Below are 14545 nucleotides of genomic sequence, written 5' to 3'. Positions count from 1 at the left end.
AAATTTTTAAAACCGAATGCTTTAACTCCCAAAATTTGCGGCAATCAACACTATAAATCTGACCACTGAGCATTTTCTCTTGGTTCCCAAAAATGTTTTTCAAAATCGATAATTTGATTATCAACGATTTTCACACCTTCATTTTCGAGTAATTGTTGCATCAAATTTGTGCCGTCGAAATGATGTTTTCCGGTCAATAAACCTTTTCGATTCACCACGCGATGAGCTGGAATATCGTCGTACTTATGTGAAGCATTCATTGCCCAACCTACCATTCGAGCAGATTGTGCAGAACCCAAACATTTTGCAATGGCGCCATACGAAGTGACTTTTCCTTCAGGAATTTGACGTGCTATTTCGTACACACGTTCAAAAAAGGAAATTTCAGAAGTTGGTTCTGCCATTTTGTGAATTTAATTCAAATAATAATTGATGATGTTGACCAAAGTAATTACGGAAACAAGTCCTGTAATTGAACCGATGATGTAATTCATGTTTTGCATGAAAAATTCCGTTTTATTTTCTAGTTTTTTGAAAAAAGCGATGTAGCAATAAAACGCAAATAAAGCACCTAATCCCGAGCCAAGTACAAAGCTGTAAACGAAACTCCTTTCAAACGAAAAGTAGTCGTACGAAGCTAAAGTAACGCTTACAAAAACGTAAAAAGGAATGGGAAAAAAATTCAAAGCAGAAAGTAACATGCCTAAAAAGAAACGACTTTTCTTACTTCGCAATTGAACGGTTTGCTTTTTTTGTTTTACTTTTTTGGACGTCAAAAAGAAATAAAAAGTAAGTGCCGTAAAAATAACTAATCCAATTTCCCGAAGTAAAATGACAACGGATGGATTTTTATCGATGAATTTTGCAAAAACAACGGCAAGAAACGTTTGAAATAAAATTATGAAAACGGCGCCACTTGCAAAGATAAAAGCACGCGTCCGACCTTCCTCGATACTCACTTTTGCCGCAGTCATGTTGATTAAACCCGGAGGTGTAATTCCTATTGCTGAAGTGAGAAATCCTAGAAAAATCGGGAACGCAAAGCTCATTTATTCTTTAATTTTGAACCTAATATACGTAATTGCTTTGTTTATTTCAAGGTATTGTTTTTCATAAAAAGTTTGAATAGCCGTCACAATCTCCGGACTTCCTTCGTTTTTATACACATTATGATTCGCGTATAAAACCTCGTGGCCTTCACCATGCAACAAACCAAGTGTATAACCGTGCATGAATTCGCTGTCGGTTTTAAGGTTGACCACGCCGTCTGGTTTTAATACTTTTTTATACAATTGTAAAAATTCAGAATTGGTCATTCTGTGTTTGGTACGTTTGTATTTTATTTGTGGGTCGGGAAAAGTAATCCAAATTTCATCGATTTCATTTTCAGCAAAAACGAAGTCAAGCAACTCAATTTGAGTACGGATAAACGCAACGTTGTTCATTCCTGAATCGACAGCAGTTTTTGCACCACGCCAAAAACGAGCACCTTTTACGTCAATTCCGATGAAGTTTTTCTCGGGATAACGTTCAGCTAAACCAACCGAATATTCGCCTTTTCCACAGCCTAATTCCACAATAATTGGATGGTCATTTTTGAAGAAATCGCTACTCCATTTGCCTTTCATAGCAAATTCTCCTGAAGTTACTTCTTCACGCGTTGGTTGAAATACATTTTCAAATGTTTCGTTTTCCTTAAATCTTTTTAACTTATTTTTACTTCCCACAATCTTTAATTATATTTTGGTAAAATTAAGGAAATATATCAAACTTTAATTAGTTTGTAAAAATTGTATTGAGAAAACATAGAAATTTGAAAATTCAACAAAAAAATATTTTAGTTGCTCCTCTGAATTGGGGTTTAGGTCACGCCACTCGATGCATTCCGATTATTCAAAATTTGGAAAATCTTGGCTTTACACCAATAATTACCTCCGATGGCGAAGCTTTACAACTTCTGAAATTAGAATTTCCGCATTTAAAATTTTTAGAACTTCCTTCCTATACTATAACCTATCCGAAAAAAGGAAAAAATTTTCGGTGGAAAATGCTTCAGAATATTCCCAATATGTTGTTCGCTATTCGAAATGAACGAAAATTAGTTCAAAAATGGATGGAAGAATTTCAACTTTGTGGAATAATTTCTGACAACCGACTTGGCGTTTATAACAAAAATGTCCCAAGCGTTTTTATGACGCATCAGGTGAATGTTTTAACAGGTTCTACTACTTATTTTTCAACTAAAATACATCAGAGAATTATTCAGAAGTTTGCCGAATGCTGGATTCCTGATGTTGCTGGAAAGCCAAATCTTTCGGGAAAGTTGGGACATGTAGATCACCAAGATTCGAAATTAAAACACATCGGTCCGTTGAGTCGCTTTCGCAAAATAGATTTAGAAATTAAATACGATTTAATGGTTTTGCTTTCTGGGCCTGAACCACAACGGACTTTCTTGGAAGAAAAACTAATTTCAGAATTGAAAAACTATTCAGGAAAAGTGGTTTTTATAAAAGGTAAAGTGGAAGTAAAGCAAGAAGTGCATCAATGCGAAAATATCTTGTTTTATAATTTCATGCAAAGTTCTGAATTGGAAAAAACGATAAATGAAAGTGAATTCATTTTGTGTCGTTCCGGTTATACAACAGTTATGGATTTGGCTAAACTTGGCAAAAAAGCATTTTTCATTCCAACTCCGGGACAATTTGAGCAGGAATATTTAGTGGATAAATTTCAAAAAGAAGGATTAGTTCCGTTTTGTAAACAAGAAGATTTTTCAATAGAAAAGTTGGAAGAAGTTCAAAATTATAAAGGATTATCGCATTTTGAACAGGAAGTAAATTGGCACGAATTATTCAGCCTTTTCGATGGTAAATGAAAATTCAGAACCTTTATTGAATTCGCTTTGCACGTGAATTTTTCCATTATGCGCTTCAATAATGTGTTTCACAATAGACAATCCCAAACCGGAACCGCCTTCCGTTCGAGCGCCACTTTTATCGACGCGGTAAAAACGTTCAAATAATCTTGGAATATTTTGTTTTTCAATTCCTTCGCCGTTGTCTTTGACGCGAACAATTACTTTTCCGTTATTCAAAATTTCAAAACCAACTTCCACAAAACCGTTTTCTTTGCCGTATTTAATGGAATTTACAACAAGATTCGTGATGGCTTGCTGGATTTTTTCGCGGTCGCCTGAAACGAAAATCGGTTTTGAATATTTGTTGTCGAAAGAAAGAATTATATTCTTATTTTCCGCTTTCATCTCAAGTAAATCAAAGACATTCTGCGTGACTTGAACGATGTTGAAATTTTCAAAATTCAAATTCAAATCGCCCATTTCAAATTTAGAAATCATGTCTAAATCCTGAACAATGTACACCAAGCGTTCGACGCCTTTTTCGGCACGTTCTAAATATTTTTTGCGAAGCGTTTTGTCCTTCATCGCGCCACCCAATAAAGTCAAAATATAACCTTGAACGGTGAATAAAGGCGTTTTTAATTCGTGAGAAACATTTCCAAGAAATTCTCTTCGATACGCTTCTTTAATTTTTAAAGTTTCAATTTCCATCTTTTTATCGGTGGCAAACTTTTTTACTTCACGCGTTAAAGTCGCCATATCTGTGGTAATTGGTTGACTAATTACGGTACTTGATTCTAAAAAAGAAACGTCGTCGTAAATCTTTTTTACTCGTCTGTAAATGAAGAATTCAACGCGGTATTGGATAACTAAAAAAGAAAAAAGATAAAGTGAAAATCCGAAAACAAGTAGAAAAAGCGTCAATTGTTCTTGGTCCGAATGAAAAATATAATGACTTAAAAACCCGACGAAACCAACGCCAAATACGGTGATGTATAAAGCGGAAATAAAGGCAAATTTATAGGTACGTTTAAAATTTAAACTCATTTTCAATTGGTCCAAGTTTACGGACTAAAATTAATAATTTTTTCTGCTCAAAGAAAATATTTTCGCAGTGAAAGATTCGCGTTTACACTTCGAATTTATAACCAACACCTTTAATGGTTTTGAATAATTCTTCGCCTATTTTTTCGCGTAACTTTCTGATGTGAACGTCAATGGTTCGACCTCCAACAATTACTTCGTTGCCCCAAACTTTATCTAAAATTTCTTCGCGAGTGAAAACTTTTCCGGGTTTTGAAGCCAATAAATAAAACAATTCAAACTCTTTTCTCGGAAGAACTATTTCAGTTTCGTCTTTAATGATTTTGTAAGCTTCACGGTTGATTTCGATTCCGCCGACATTTAAGGTTTCTGAATTTTGTTCTACTTCTTTTAATCTTCTTAAAAGTGCTTTTACCTTACTGACTAATAATTTTGGCTTAATCGGTTTTGCAATATAATCGTCAGCACCTGCATCAAAACCGGCAACTTGTGAATAATCTTCACTTCGTGCAGTTAGAAAGGTAATAATCGTGTGACTTAATTCAGGAATTTTTCGAATCGCTTCACATGCTTCCATTCCGTCCATTTCAGGCATCATTACGTCCATAATAATCAATTGCGGAAGTTCTTTTTTTGCTTTTGTAATGGCTTCTTTTCCGTTTTTCGCCGTTATGATTTGATAGCCTTCTTGCGAAAGATTGTACCCAATGATTTCGAGAATATCTGGTTCGTCATCGACTAATAAAATCTTAATATCTTTTTTCTTCATGGTACGAAAATAGGTTTTTTCTGATGTAAATGTATAGATAAATATGTCGGTTTTGGCATTGTTAACCGTAATTTAATGTCTTAACGTTAGGGTAATAATTAAAATACACAAGTGTAATATGAACTTAACGCCATAGTTACAATGTGGTCTTTTCTTTGCTGAAAATTATAACATAAAAACAAAATGAAATTTAATTTTCTATTTATTACAATCTTAATTTGCACGTTGGGCTTTTCGCAGAATAAAGGAAAAGTCGCAGGATTGATTACGGATGCTGATGTAAATAATGAGGCAATGCCTTTTGTGAACGTAATGATTAAAGGGACCACGAACGGACATGCTACTGACATGAACGGAAAATTTGAACTTCTTGCTGATGCGGGAAATCATGTTTTAGTAGTTAGTTATGTAGGTTACGAATCCGTTGAAATTCCGTTTGAAGTAAAGCCGAATGAAACGACAACAATTAGTAAAGCACTTTCATCGGGAAGTGTAAAATTAGAAGACATCGTGATTCAATCGAGAGTAAGTCGAACGAAAGAAACTGCGTTATTGATGGTGCAGAAAAATGCGGTTGAAATGAAACAAAGTATTGGTGCTCAAGAATTGACTCGAAAAGGCGTTAGCGATGTGGCAACTGCGGTAACAAAAACGACAGGAATTACAAAACAAGAAGGAAGTGGCAATATTTACGTTCGTGGTTTGGGCGATAGATATAATTCGACCACCATCAATGGACTTCCCGTTCCATCGAATAATCCGGAACAAAAGAATATTAATTTAGATATTTTTTCAACGGATTTAGTTGAATATATTTCGATTGATAAAGTGTACGGTGCCAACTTGTACGGTGACTTTTCAGGTGGAAATGTAGATATTATTTCTAAAGATTATCAAGGAAAAGGATTCGTTAAAGTTAAAATGGGTGCTTCAGGAAATTCAAATGCCATTAGTGAAAAAGATAATTTTAAAGTACAAAGTGGTTTTAGCGATAGCGGATTTAGTACTCGAAGCATTCCGTCTAATCCATTAGACAGTTACAATTTTGAAACTTTGTCTTTAGAAAAGAAAACACCATTTTCAGGGAATTTCGGAATTTCTGCTGGAGATAGTTATAATGTCGGAGAAAATGGAAAGTTGAGTCTTTTTGGAACGGCATCTTTTTCAAATGATTATTCGTCAAGAAACGAAGGTTCGGCTGCAAGTGGAATTAACGAAAATGCGACTGGAGCTGGGGGACAAGACGGTTTGTACGGCCGAAAATTTGATGATTATTCTTCTTTTGGTTACAGCACGAATGCCACGGCTATGGCAAATGTGGGATATAAAATCAATACGAATCATAAAATTAAATTCAACTCTATTTTTGTAAACAGTTCGTCGCAAGGTACTGAAGAATATGCGGGTAGAATCGTGGATTTGGCCAATGACGGAAACGGATTAATCAGACGTTCGACTTTTACAGAAAATAAATTATTTGTCAATCAGTTGTTGGGAAATCACCGTTTTTCAGACCAAATGAATTTAAATTGGGGAGTTTCTTACGATAAAGTAAACGGTGAAATGCCGGATAGAACGACAAATACGTTGAATAAAGTGGACGGAGGTTATACGATTAACTCTCAATCAGCACCAAACAATAATCGTTATTTTCAGAGTTTGAATGAAGATGAAGTTGCGGCAAATGCAAGTGTAGATTATAAATTTGTGAAAACCGAAGATTTGGCTTTCAAAGGAAAATTGACTTTAGGATACAATGGTCGTTTCAAAAAGAGAAATTTTGAAGCCACGCAATTCAATTTAAAAACCGATAATACTTTTCTAGCAACCATCGTGGACCCAAATAATTTAGATGCATTTTACAACCAAACAAATTTTACAAACGGAGCATTTAAAATCTCAACATTTAGAGGTGTTTCGGGAGTTGCAAATGCTTTAGACCCGCAAGTTTATAATGGCGACCAAAAAATAAATGGTGTTTTTGCGAATGTTGAATATCAATTTGGTTCGAAACTTACAGCCGTTTTGGGATTAAGAGGTGAAAATATTGTTCAGAAAGTAGATTGGAACACGCAATTAGACCCGGAAGGCGATTCAGATAAGTTTGAAAAAAATGCATTTTTGCCAAGTTTAACCGCTCGATATGCATTGAATGACAAACAAAATTTACGTTTTGGATTTAGCAAAACCTATACGTTGCCACAATTTAAAGAACGAGCATTATTTGTTTACGAAGACGTTACGGAAGTCCACATTGGAAATCCAAATTTATACCCATCGGATAATTATAACTTCGATTTAAAATGGGAATTGTTTCCAAATCAGGAAGAATTAATTTCAGTAGCCGCGTTCGGAAAATATATCTTGAATCCCATCAATGAAGTGATTATTGCTTCGCCAACAAATGATATTTCCTACATCAACACAGGAGATATGGGTTCTGTTGCGGGAATTGAATTGGAATACCGAAAATTAATTTTTGCTACAAAAGAAGCAAATGCGAACAAACTTTCTGCTGGATTGAATGCATCGTATATGTACACGGAACAAGAATTGGATTCAGAAAAAGTGAAAGCAGAAAATGATTATAATGCTGAATTTACAAACAAAAAAGGACAATTTACAGGAGCTTCGCCTTTACTCTTAAATGCCGACTTGACTTTTGTGAAAGAATGGAACGACAAGAACAGTTCGGTTTCTACGACATTAGCTTATAGTTATTTTTCAGACCGCGTGTATTCCATTGGAACAGCACAAAGAGGAAATTTAGTAAATAAAGGCGCTGGAACTTTAGATTTCATTGTAAAATCGAAGTTGAATAAAGAACTGGGTTTAGACTTTGGAATAAAAAATATTTTAAATCCAACCATCAATCGGGTACAAGAAAATAGAGGTGGAGACGTAAGTGTTTTGTCCTATACAAAAGGAATTAATTTTGGATTGGGCGTTAATTATCAGTTCTAAAAACGGTAAAATATAGAAAGTAAGAGTCGTAGAAATACGGCTCTTTTTTTGTTTAAAACGGTAAGTTAACTTGGTAACATTGGGTTAATCTTTAGCTTAAAGTTTGATAATCATTCCATGATTTTAACTTAACGCCAAAAGAAAATAGTTGGCTGATATTTGCTTCATAATTAAACATAACTATAACAAATGAAAACAACATTGAGAAAAGTATTTGGAATCTTAGCAATTAGTGCGGCATTTTTCACAAGCTGTACATCAGACGACAACGGAAAAGCAACGGAACCGACTTCAGGGTTTGTAGTAAATCCAAACGATTTTAAAGGAACAATAACAGAAGGAGTAGTAACTTTAGATGCTTCAAAAGTTTACAAATTAACTGGAAAAATCCAAATTAATAGTGGTGCAATTCTTACAATTCCTGCTGGAACAAAGATTGAAGGTTTAGGCGGTACTTCTGCTTATATTGCGGTTGCTCAAGGAGGAAAAATAAATGTGAATGGAACGGCTGCAAAACCGGTTATTATGACAAGTGGACTGGCTACAAAAGCACCTGGAGATTGGGGTGGTTTAGTAATTTGTGGAAAAGCACCGATAAATAGAGTTTCGGGCGGAATGACAACGGCTCAATCAGAAGTTGCAGATTTAACTTACGGTGGAACAATTAACAATGATAGTTCAGGTTCAATCACGTATTTAATTGTGGAATATGCGGGAGCGGCTTTCAACAGTGAAAAAGAATTTAACGGAGTTTCATTATTTGGAGTTGGTTCAGGAACCGTATTTCAAAATGTGCAAGCGATTCACGGATCGGATGACGGTTTTGAATTTTTTGGAGGAACTGTAAATACGTCAAATTTGATTTCTATTGGAAACGAAGATGATCAATTTGATTGGACTGAAGGTTGGAATGGAACAAACACAAACTGGTACGGAAGATTAGATTTTGGCAAAGGAAATAGAGGAATTGAAGCTGATAATTTTGAATTTGGTTTTGCGAATACGCCAATTGCCAATCCATCGATTACAAATATTTCTTTAATCGGACCTGGAAGTACAGCTGATGCTGCTAATTTTGCCGAAAATGCAGCAATCAAATTAAGACGAGGAACAAAAGCAATTTTTACAAATGTATATTTAAGCCAATGGAAAGTAGGAGCTGACATTGAGCATGATGAAACGCTTGCTTTCGTTGGATCAGCGTTAAAAATTTCAAATGTAACTTTCAATGAAATTAGTACTTCATTCAAAGGTAAAAATACTGCTGGAGCAAGTACTGATGTTTCTGCTGGAATTACAGAAGGAGCTTCAACTGGAGCAGGTGCTGGAGCGGGAAAACCATCTTGGGCTTCGGAATGGGCGATAGGTTTCTAAGATAAAATGAGGGTTTAGTTAATGGAAAGCATTCGTCATAATGGCGGATGCTTTTTTTGGTATAATTTTTGGAATGTTTGAAAATATATTTTATACTTTTGTAGTACCAAATTGAAATCAAATGACACAAAAATACTTTTATTCATTACTACTCACACTGTTTTTCGCTTTTGGCGCTGTACAAGCTCAAGAGCCAAAAAGCACCTCGTCTGTTGCGATTGAGAATTTGAACTTCTATCCCAATCCGGTTACAAACGGTAAAATATATATTACTTCTAAAAATTCTGCTGCGAAAGAGATTAGTATTTATGATGTTTTAGGGAAATTGGTTCTGCAGACCAATTTAAACGTAAACAATAAGGAAGTGAATATTGGGGCACTAAATTCAGGCGTGTACATAATTAAAATCAAAGAAGGCGATGCTACAGCTACTCGTAAATTGATTGTCAAGTAGTTAATAATGATAAATTGTTATAATTTAATAATAATTTTACATTGATTGTTTATAACTAAACAAAATACTTCTTATCTTTGCCTTAATAATTAAAAAAATAAAACATGAAAAAATTCTACACTTTATTATTTTCAGTAGCCTTAGCATTTGGAGCTAATGCTCAATCTACAATTGCTCAATGGGATTTCGATGCTGCTACGCCAGCTGCTGCAATGGTATCATCAAGTGGTGTAGGTACATTTGTAACAATCGGCGGAGTAGAAGACAATTTAAATAGTGGTAATATGCCAGGTGGGAATCCATCAACAGGAAAAGCATATAGCATTAAATCATTTCCTGAACAAGCTACCGCTTCAGGTACTGCAGGTTATCAATTTAATCTAAGTACTGTTGGATTTTCTTCTATCGGAATTACTTTTGATCCAAGATCTTCTAATACAGGGTCAAAATGGCAACAATTTGAATATTCCACAGATGGAGCTACGTGGGTAGTTTTTGGTAATAATGGTGGAGCTGTTGCAAATGATTTCGCAAATCCGGTGACATTAGCACTTCCATCAGGAGCTGATAATGCTGTTAATTTTAGATTTAGAATTGTATCAATATTTGCACCAGCAACAGCGGAATATGCAGCAGTTGGGGCAACTTCAACATATAGTACTGGTGGAGCATGGAGAATTGATAATTTTACAGTTTCAGGATCAACTTTAGGTGTAAACCAAAACCAAATCGAAGGTTTAAAAATTTACCCAAATCCAGTAACTAACGGAACTTTCTTCATTAACACATCAGCTAACACTACAAAAGACGTAGTTGTTTATGATGTATTAGGAAAACAAGTGATCAAAACTTCTACAACGAATGCTGTAAATGTTTCTAACTTAAAAAGTGGTGTTTACATCGTAAAAATTACTGAAGACGGAAATACAGCTACAAGAAAATTAGTGATCAAATAATTACTTTTTCAAAATAGTAAAAAGCTCCAATTAACGTTGGGGCTTTTTTTATGCTTAATTTTCATTGTTTAATTCTTACTTTTGCAAAAAAAAAGATTGATTACTTCCGAAGACATATTTAACATTTCATCTTCCAAACAATTTGAGAAAACAGCGCTAAAAGTGTTTCGTTTTCAATATGATAACAATGCCGTTTATCGCGAATTTTGCGATTTAGTACGTCAAGACAAACAGTCGGTTAAGTCGTTAAAGCAAATTCCTTTTTTACCGATTCAATTTTTTAAAAGCCACGAAGTAGTTTCTAATTTAGATACGCCTCAAACTGTATTTACAAGTTCTGGTACTACGGGTGCTGTTACGAGTCGGCACTTAGTGACTGATGTACGTTTATACGAACAAAGTTACCGACAAGCTTTTTCTCAATTTTATGGAAATATTGAAGACTATACTGTTCTAGCACTTTTGCCTTCTTATTTAGAGCGTCAAGGTTCGTCGTTAATTCACATGGTAGAAGATTTGATTGAACTTTCGAATAATTCGGATAGTGGTTTTTACTTGAATGATTATGATGCTTTGGTACGTAAATTATTAGAACAAGAATGGGAGAACAAGAACGTTTTATTGATTGGCGTTACGTTTGCTTTACTGGATTTAATTGAAAAGAAAAATTTCAAATTAGAAAACACCATTATCATGGAAACCGGCGGAATGAAAGGCCGTCGAAAAGAAATGATTCGGGAAGAATTGCATGCAATACTGACGAAAGGTTTTGGCGTAAAAGCCATTCATTCAGAGTATGGAATGACGGAATTACTTTCACAAGCGTATTCATTAGGAGAAGGAATTTTTGAATGTCCAGCTTGGATGCAAATTCACATTCGCGACACGGAAGATGCATTGACTTACATTGCAAACGGAAAAACAGGTGGTATCAATGTAATTGATTTGGCGAACATCAATTCGTGTTCCTTTATCGCTACTCAAGATTTAGGAAAAAAATACGACAACGGTTCTTTTGAAGTTTTAGGTCGTTTTGATAATTCGGATATTCGTGGTTGCAACTTGATGGTGTTATAGTTTTTTCAAATACAAATACTTACTTGAATAGTCAATTATAGCTTCGCCTTCAAGCAATACATCTGCACCAATAATTCCTTGTACTTCTTTTGTTTTATGTTGGCGTAAAGCTTCATTTACATGTGATAAATCGAAAATCACAAGGTGAAAATCAGGACATTTCCAAGAACCAATTTGCAATTGATTCTCTTTGGCAATTTGGGTCAACATTCCGGTCGCACCAGCACCAGAAGCTTTTGTTTTTGAGTTACTTGCTTTCAGTTTAAAAAGTTCGATACTTTCAAATCCAACACAACTGTTTGAAGCACCCGTATCTAGAATAAAATCTCCTTTTACACCATTAATAGTTGCTTTTACGGTAAGATGTTGCGTTTTAGTGACTTTGAATTTTATCTTTTTATACTTTTCTTTTTTCAAAATTTCCTGTACTCTTTTCATAACTATTACTGTACTATTTCTTTACACCTTTTATAAATTTTCGTAAAAGTAAAATTAAGGCAATTGCTCCCAAAAATACCAAAATATATACTAAATAATTAGAATCTGACTTGCTTTCCATAGTCCCATAATATACCATTGCACTCCAGTAATAAGGCGATTTTTTAGAATTTGAAATGGCTTCATCGTTGAGAAAATCTAATTTTGCTTGATGATTCGCTTCCCTATAATTGCCGCTCTTTTTTAAGTTTTTATAAAACTTTTCCATAAAAACCGAAGTGGTGTAATCATTTACTTTCCACAAAGAAAAAAGTAAATTTTTGGCTCCAGCCAATTGAAAACCACGAGAAATACTCATTGCACCTTCTGATTTATACCATTTACCCATTCCAGTTTCGCATGCACTTAAAACTACTAAATCAGGATGAATATTTAAATTATATAATTCCGAATAGAGTATTTCCTCATCATAAAACTTTAGACTTGCCGGTGTATAAATGTCACCTGACGAAGCATGAGTCGAAAGATGTAGAATGGAATATTCAGCCGCATGATGTTTGAAAGAATTAAAAGTGGCTTTGTCTTTCTCTAAATATAATCCTTTAAAATTCGCTTTGATTTCTTCTAGTTCTTTTTTGGAATACGCCAATTCCAAATTTGTGTTTTCAAAGATGGGAAAAACGCCTAAAATTGTTTCTTCTTTAAAGTGAAATGGTTTTTTGGTCAGATAAAAGTATGCGGAATTGTTATATGCAATTTTATAATCATGCAGAAAATAGGACATTTCTGCAAAATTAGAAGTCGGTTTACTCTTAGTAATTAGGGCTTCAAATGGAACAAAATTCAAAATCCCATCAGGTAGAATTATTAAGTTTTCGGTATTTGACTTTTTAGGTAAGTTTAAATAATTATAAAATTTATTTGCAGTAGTATTGTAGCGATTCACATCAGTCGTAATCTTGTTTGCATCGCTAAAAAATTCAAGAAATTCGCTTGTCAAGGTTTGAGATTTAGCATCATTTTCTAAAATTGTAAGTTTTATAGCGTGATTTTCTAGTAGAAATGAATACAATTTATCCGAACCATAAAAATACGAAATCAAAATTGTCTTGTCGTGTTCCAACTGTTTAAATAGCTTTTCAAGCGGAATATCTTCATTTGAAATTTGCTTGTTTTCTTTTAATGATTTTACAGAAAGCATCAATTCATTTTGCTTATTTATAGCTTGATTAATCTTTTCAATATCTGCTTTTTCAAACTTTTGCTGTTCTTTCAGAATTGACGTATTCAATTCCTGAATTTGCTCAAACAACTTTCTTTTTTCAATAGAAATTACATTTTCCGAAATAATCATTGCTTTTAAAACAGACGCTTTATTGTTTTCTGCATATTGAAAAGCACGTTCTAAATGTTTACTGTTTTTTGTTTTCTGATAAAGAACATAGTAGATCTGAATGCATTTTTCTGAACGATTTCGACTTCTTACTTGACTTATAATTTTTGAATTTTCGTAAAATAGTAGTGTTTGTAATAAATCTTCGATGTAAAAGGAAAGAGTATAACATTCCAATGCATTCTGAAATTTATTTTGTTGGGCATAAATTTCCGCTTGTAAATCGATCGCTTCCATTAAAACCGTGTCGGCATAAACTGATTTTTTACTGGGTACTACTTTACCTTCTTTCACATAATTAGGAAGTAGCGTTTTAAAAACCTGCTTTATACTTGTTCTTGAAGCAATAGCATTTCCTTGTTCCAATTGAATCAAGGCTTTGTCGTAAAAAAATTTTGCGATTTTTCTAGGATTTTGTCGACTGCTAAATAAAAGTGTTTCTGCTTTTGATAAATTTGAATTTGCTTCTGTAAAATTTTTATTTTTATTTTCAATGAAAGCTAGATTTCTGTAAGTGTTGCTTAAAACTTCTTCTTGATTCTTTTCTTTTTGTAAGTATTTTAAGGACAACTCTAGTTTTTGTTTGGCTTTGCCAAAATCATTGAGCAACATGTAGTTTGTACCAAGGTTGTTAAGTGCTTTTCCTTTTTCTAACGGTGCAAGTTCTTCATCTTTTATTGTTTTTTCAAGTAATAGGATTGCTAAATCGGTTTTACCGGAACTTTGATACACATTTGATAAATTGAGAATCGCTCCAATTTTCTGTGCTTGATTTTTCTCTAATATGGCCAAATAATAATACTGCTTGATAGTGTTTTCAGCACTTTCATAATCGCCAACTATTGTGTAGAGGTTTCCCAATGGTTTCAAGCAATATTCGCCAATATCGTAATTTTCAAGTTTGTTTTCTTGGTAGGATTTCCACGCATTTTCATAGGTTGAAATTGCTTTTAGAGTTGCTCCAAACTTATTTTCATAATAGGCTTTGTTGCAATTTAAAATAACAAGTGCCAACAATTCATCCTTGGATTTATTCGTTTTTTTAGTGAATTGAATCGCATCACTTTCAAGTTTTTTTATACTTTCAGGCGTTGGATTTTCAATAAATCGATCTAAAGATTCGTAGATTTTATCGACGGTCTTTTCTTGGGCAGAAAGCAGATTTAGTCCAAGAAGGAATAGCAGAATTATGATTTTTTTCATAACGGATAATTTT

The 14545-nt window shown here is 33.9% G+C and carries 13 protein-coding genes; 6 read left to right on the top strand and 7 right to left on the bottom strand.

What is annotated here, in order from left to right; all coding sequences use genetic code 11:
• Nucleotides 1-50: 50 nt before the first annotated feature.
• Genes YWA_RS0105725 through trmB form a run of 3 tightly spaced genes read right to left on the bottom strand, consistent with a single transcriptional unit; the run spans nucleotide 51 to nucleotide 1727 of the window.
• A complete protein-coding gene (locus tag YWA_RS0105725; protein ID WP_022827539.1) occupies nucleotides 51-404 on the bottom strand; it encodes an MGMT family protein in 354 nt (117 codons plus the stop codon).
• A 9-nt stretch (nucleotides 405-413) separates the two neighbouring features.
• The gene (locus tag YWA_RS0105720) at nucleotides 414-1049 is read right to left on the bottom strand and encodes a LysE family transporter (protein ID WP_022827538.1); all 636 of its coding nucleotides are present in this window, start codon (nucleotides 1047-1049) and stop codon (nucleotides 414-416) included.
• Nucleotides 1050-1727, bottom strand: coding sequence for a tRNA (guanosine(46)-N7)-methyltransferase TrmB (gene trmB, locus YWA_RS0105715; RefSeq protein WP_022827537.1), 678 nt, complete (start codon nucleotides 1725-1727; stop codon nucleotides 1050-1052). It abuts the gene before it with no gap.
• Nucleotides 1728-1813: 86 nt separating this feature from the next.
• Between trmB and YWA_RS0105710 the strand changes: the two genes are divergently transcribed.
• Nucleotides 1814-2878 carry a glycosyltransferase gene (locus YWA_RS0105710; protein ID WP_022827536.1) on the top strand — a complete coding sequence of 355 codons (1065 nt, stop codon included), beginning with the start codon at nucleotides 1814-1816 and terminating at the stop codon, nucleotides 2876-2878.
• Here the strand turns inward: YWA_RS0105710 and YWA_RS0105705 are convergent.
• Both YWA_RS0105705 and YWA_RS0105700 read right to left on the bottom strand, forming a co-directional pair.
• A complete protein-coding gene (locus YWA_RS0105705; RefSeq protein ID WP_026718613.1) occupies nucleotides 2852-3907 on the bottom strand; it encodes a sensor histidine kinase in 1056 nt (351 codons plus the stop codon). The two genes, YWA_RS0105710 and YWA_RS0105705, sit on opposite strands and share 27 nt — an antisense overlap.
• An 82-nt stretch (nucleotides 3908-3989) precedes the next feature.
• Nucleotides 3990-4673 (bottom strand): response regulator transcription factor, encoded by a 684-nt coding sequence (locus YWA_RS0105700; protein ID WP_022827534.1) that lies wholly within the window; start codon nucleotides 4671-4673, stop codon nucleotides 3990-3992.
• A 183-nt stretch (nucleotides 4674-4856) separates the two neighbouring features.
• Between YWA_RS0105700 and YWA_RS0105695 the strand changes: the two genes are divergently transcribed.
• The 5 genes from YWA_RS0105695 (at nucleotide 4857) to YWA_RS0105670 (ending at nucleotide 11498) form a co-directional block, all read left to right on the top strand.
• Nucleotides 4857-7637, top strand: coding sequence for a TonB-dependent receptor (locus YWA_RS0105695; protein WP_022827533.1), 2781 nt, complete (start codon nucleotides 4857-4859; stop codon nucleotides 7635-7637).
• 189 nt (nucleotides 7638-7826) lie between these two features.
• A complete protein-coding gene (locus tag YWA_RS0105690; RefSeq protein ID WP_022827532.1) occupies nucleotides 7827-9011 on the top strand; it encodes a hypothetical protein in 1185 nt (394 codons plus the stop codon).
• Between the two features lie 121 nt (nucleotides 9012-9132).
• Entirely contained in the window at nucleotides 9133-9465 is a 333-nt protein-coding gene (locus tag YWA_RS0105685; protein WP_022827531.1) for a T9SS type A sorting domain-containing protein, read from the top strand.
• 104 nt (nucleotides 9466-9569) lie between these two features.
• Nucleotides 9570-10421: a T9SS type A sorting domain-containing protein gene (locus tag YWA_RS15525; protein ID WP_022827530.1), complete on the top strand. Its 852-nt coding sequence runs from the start codon at nucleotides 9570-9572 to the stop codon at nucleotides 10419-10421.
• Between the two features lie 96 nt (nucleotides 10422-10517).
• Nucleotides 10518-11498 carry a LuxE/PaaK family acyltransferase gene (locus YWA_RS0105670; protein WP_026718611.1) on the top strand — a complete coding sequence of 327 codons (981 nt, stop codon included), beginning with the start codon at nucleotides 10518-10520 and terminating at the stop codon, nucleotides 11496-11498.
• On the opposite strand, the gene YWA_RS0105665 is transcribed toward YWA_RS0105670, so the two are convergent.
• Nucleotides 11493-11936, bottom strand: coding sequence for a retropepsin-like aspartic protease (locus YWA_RS0105665; protein ID WP_022827528.1), 444 nt, complete (start codon nucleotides 11934-11936; stop codon nucleotides 11493-11495). The two genes, YWA_RS0105670 and YWA_RS0105665, sit on opposite strands and share 6 nt — an antisense overlap.
• A gap of 13 nt (nucleotides 11937-11949) precedes the next feature.
• A complete protein-coding gene (locus YWA_RS0105660; protein WP_026718610.1) occupies nucleotides 11950-14532 on the bottom strand; it encodes a CHAT domain-containing protein in 2583 nt (860 codons plus the stop codon).
• Nucleotides 14533-14545: the final 13 nt, after the last annotated feature.

Source organism: Flavobacterium antarcticum DSM 19726 (assembly GCF_000419685.1).
Taxonomy (GTDB): domain Bacteria; phylum Bacteroidota; class Bacteroidia; order Flavobacteriales; family Flavobacteriaceae; genus Flavobacterium; species Flavobacterium antarcticum.
This window is presented reverse-complemented; position numbering and strand designations above follow the sequence as displayed.

Excerpts from the sequence above, each read along its gene's own strand:
- YWA_RS0105695 (WP_022827533.1), top strand. The coding sequence starts at position 4,857 with ATGAAATTTAATTTTCTATTTATTACAATCTTAATTTGCACGTTGGGC.
- YWA_RS0105700 (WP_022827534.1), bottom strand. The coding sequence starts at position 4,673 with ATGAAGAAAAAAGATATTAAGATTTTATTAGTCGATGACGAACCAGAT.
- YWA_RS0105690 (WP_022827532.1), top strand. The coding sequence starts at position 7,827 with ATGAAAACAACATTGAGAAAAGTATTTGGAATCTTAGCAATTAGTGCG.
- YWA_RS15525 (WP_022827530.1), top strand. The coding sequence starts at position 9,570 with ATGAAAAAATTCTACACTTTATTATTTTCAGTAGCCTTAGCATTTGGA.
- YWA_RS0105705 (WP_026718613.1), bottom strand. The coding sequence starts at position 3,907 with ATGAGTTTAAATTTTAAACGTACCTATAAATTTGCCTTTATTTCCGCT.
- YWA_RS0105665 (WP_022827528.1), bottom strand. The coding sequence starts at position 11,936 with ATGAAAAGAGTACAGGAAATTTTGAAAAAAGAAAAGTATAAAAAGATA.
- YWA_RS0105660 (WP_026718610.1), bottom strand. The coding sequence starts at position 14,532 with ATGAAAAAAATCATAATTCTGCTATTCCTTCTTGGACTAAATCTGCTT.
- YWA_RS0105720 (WP_022827538.1), bottom strand. The coding sequence starts at position 1,049 with ATGAGCTTTGCGTTCCCGATTTTTCTAGGATTTCTCACTTCAGCAATA.
- YWA_RS0105685 (WP_022827531.1), top strand. The coding sequence starts at position 9,133 with ATGACACAAAAATACTTTTATTCATTACTACTCACACTGTTTTTCGCT.
- YWA_RS0105725 (WP_022827539.1), bottom strand. The coding sequence starts at position 404 with ATGGCAGAACCAACTTCTGAAATTTCCTTTTTTGAACGTGTGTACGAA.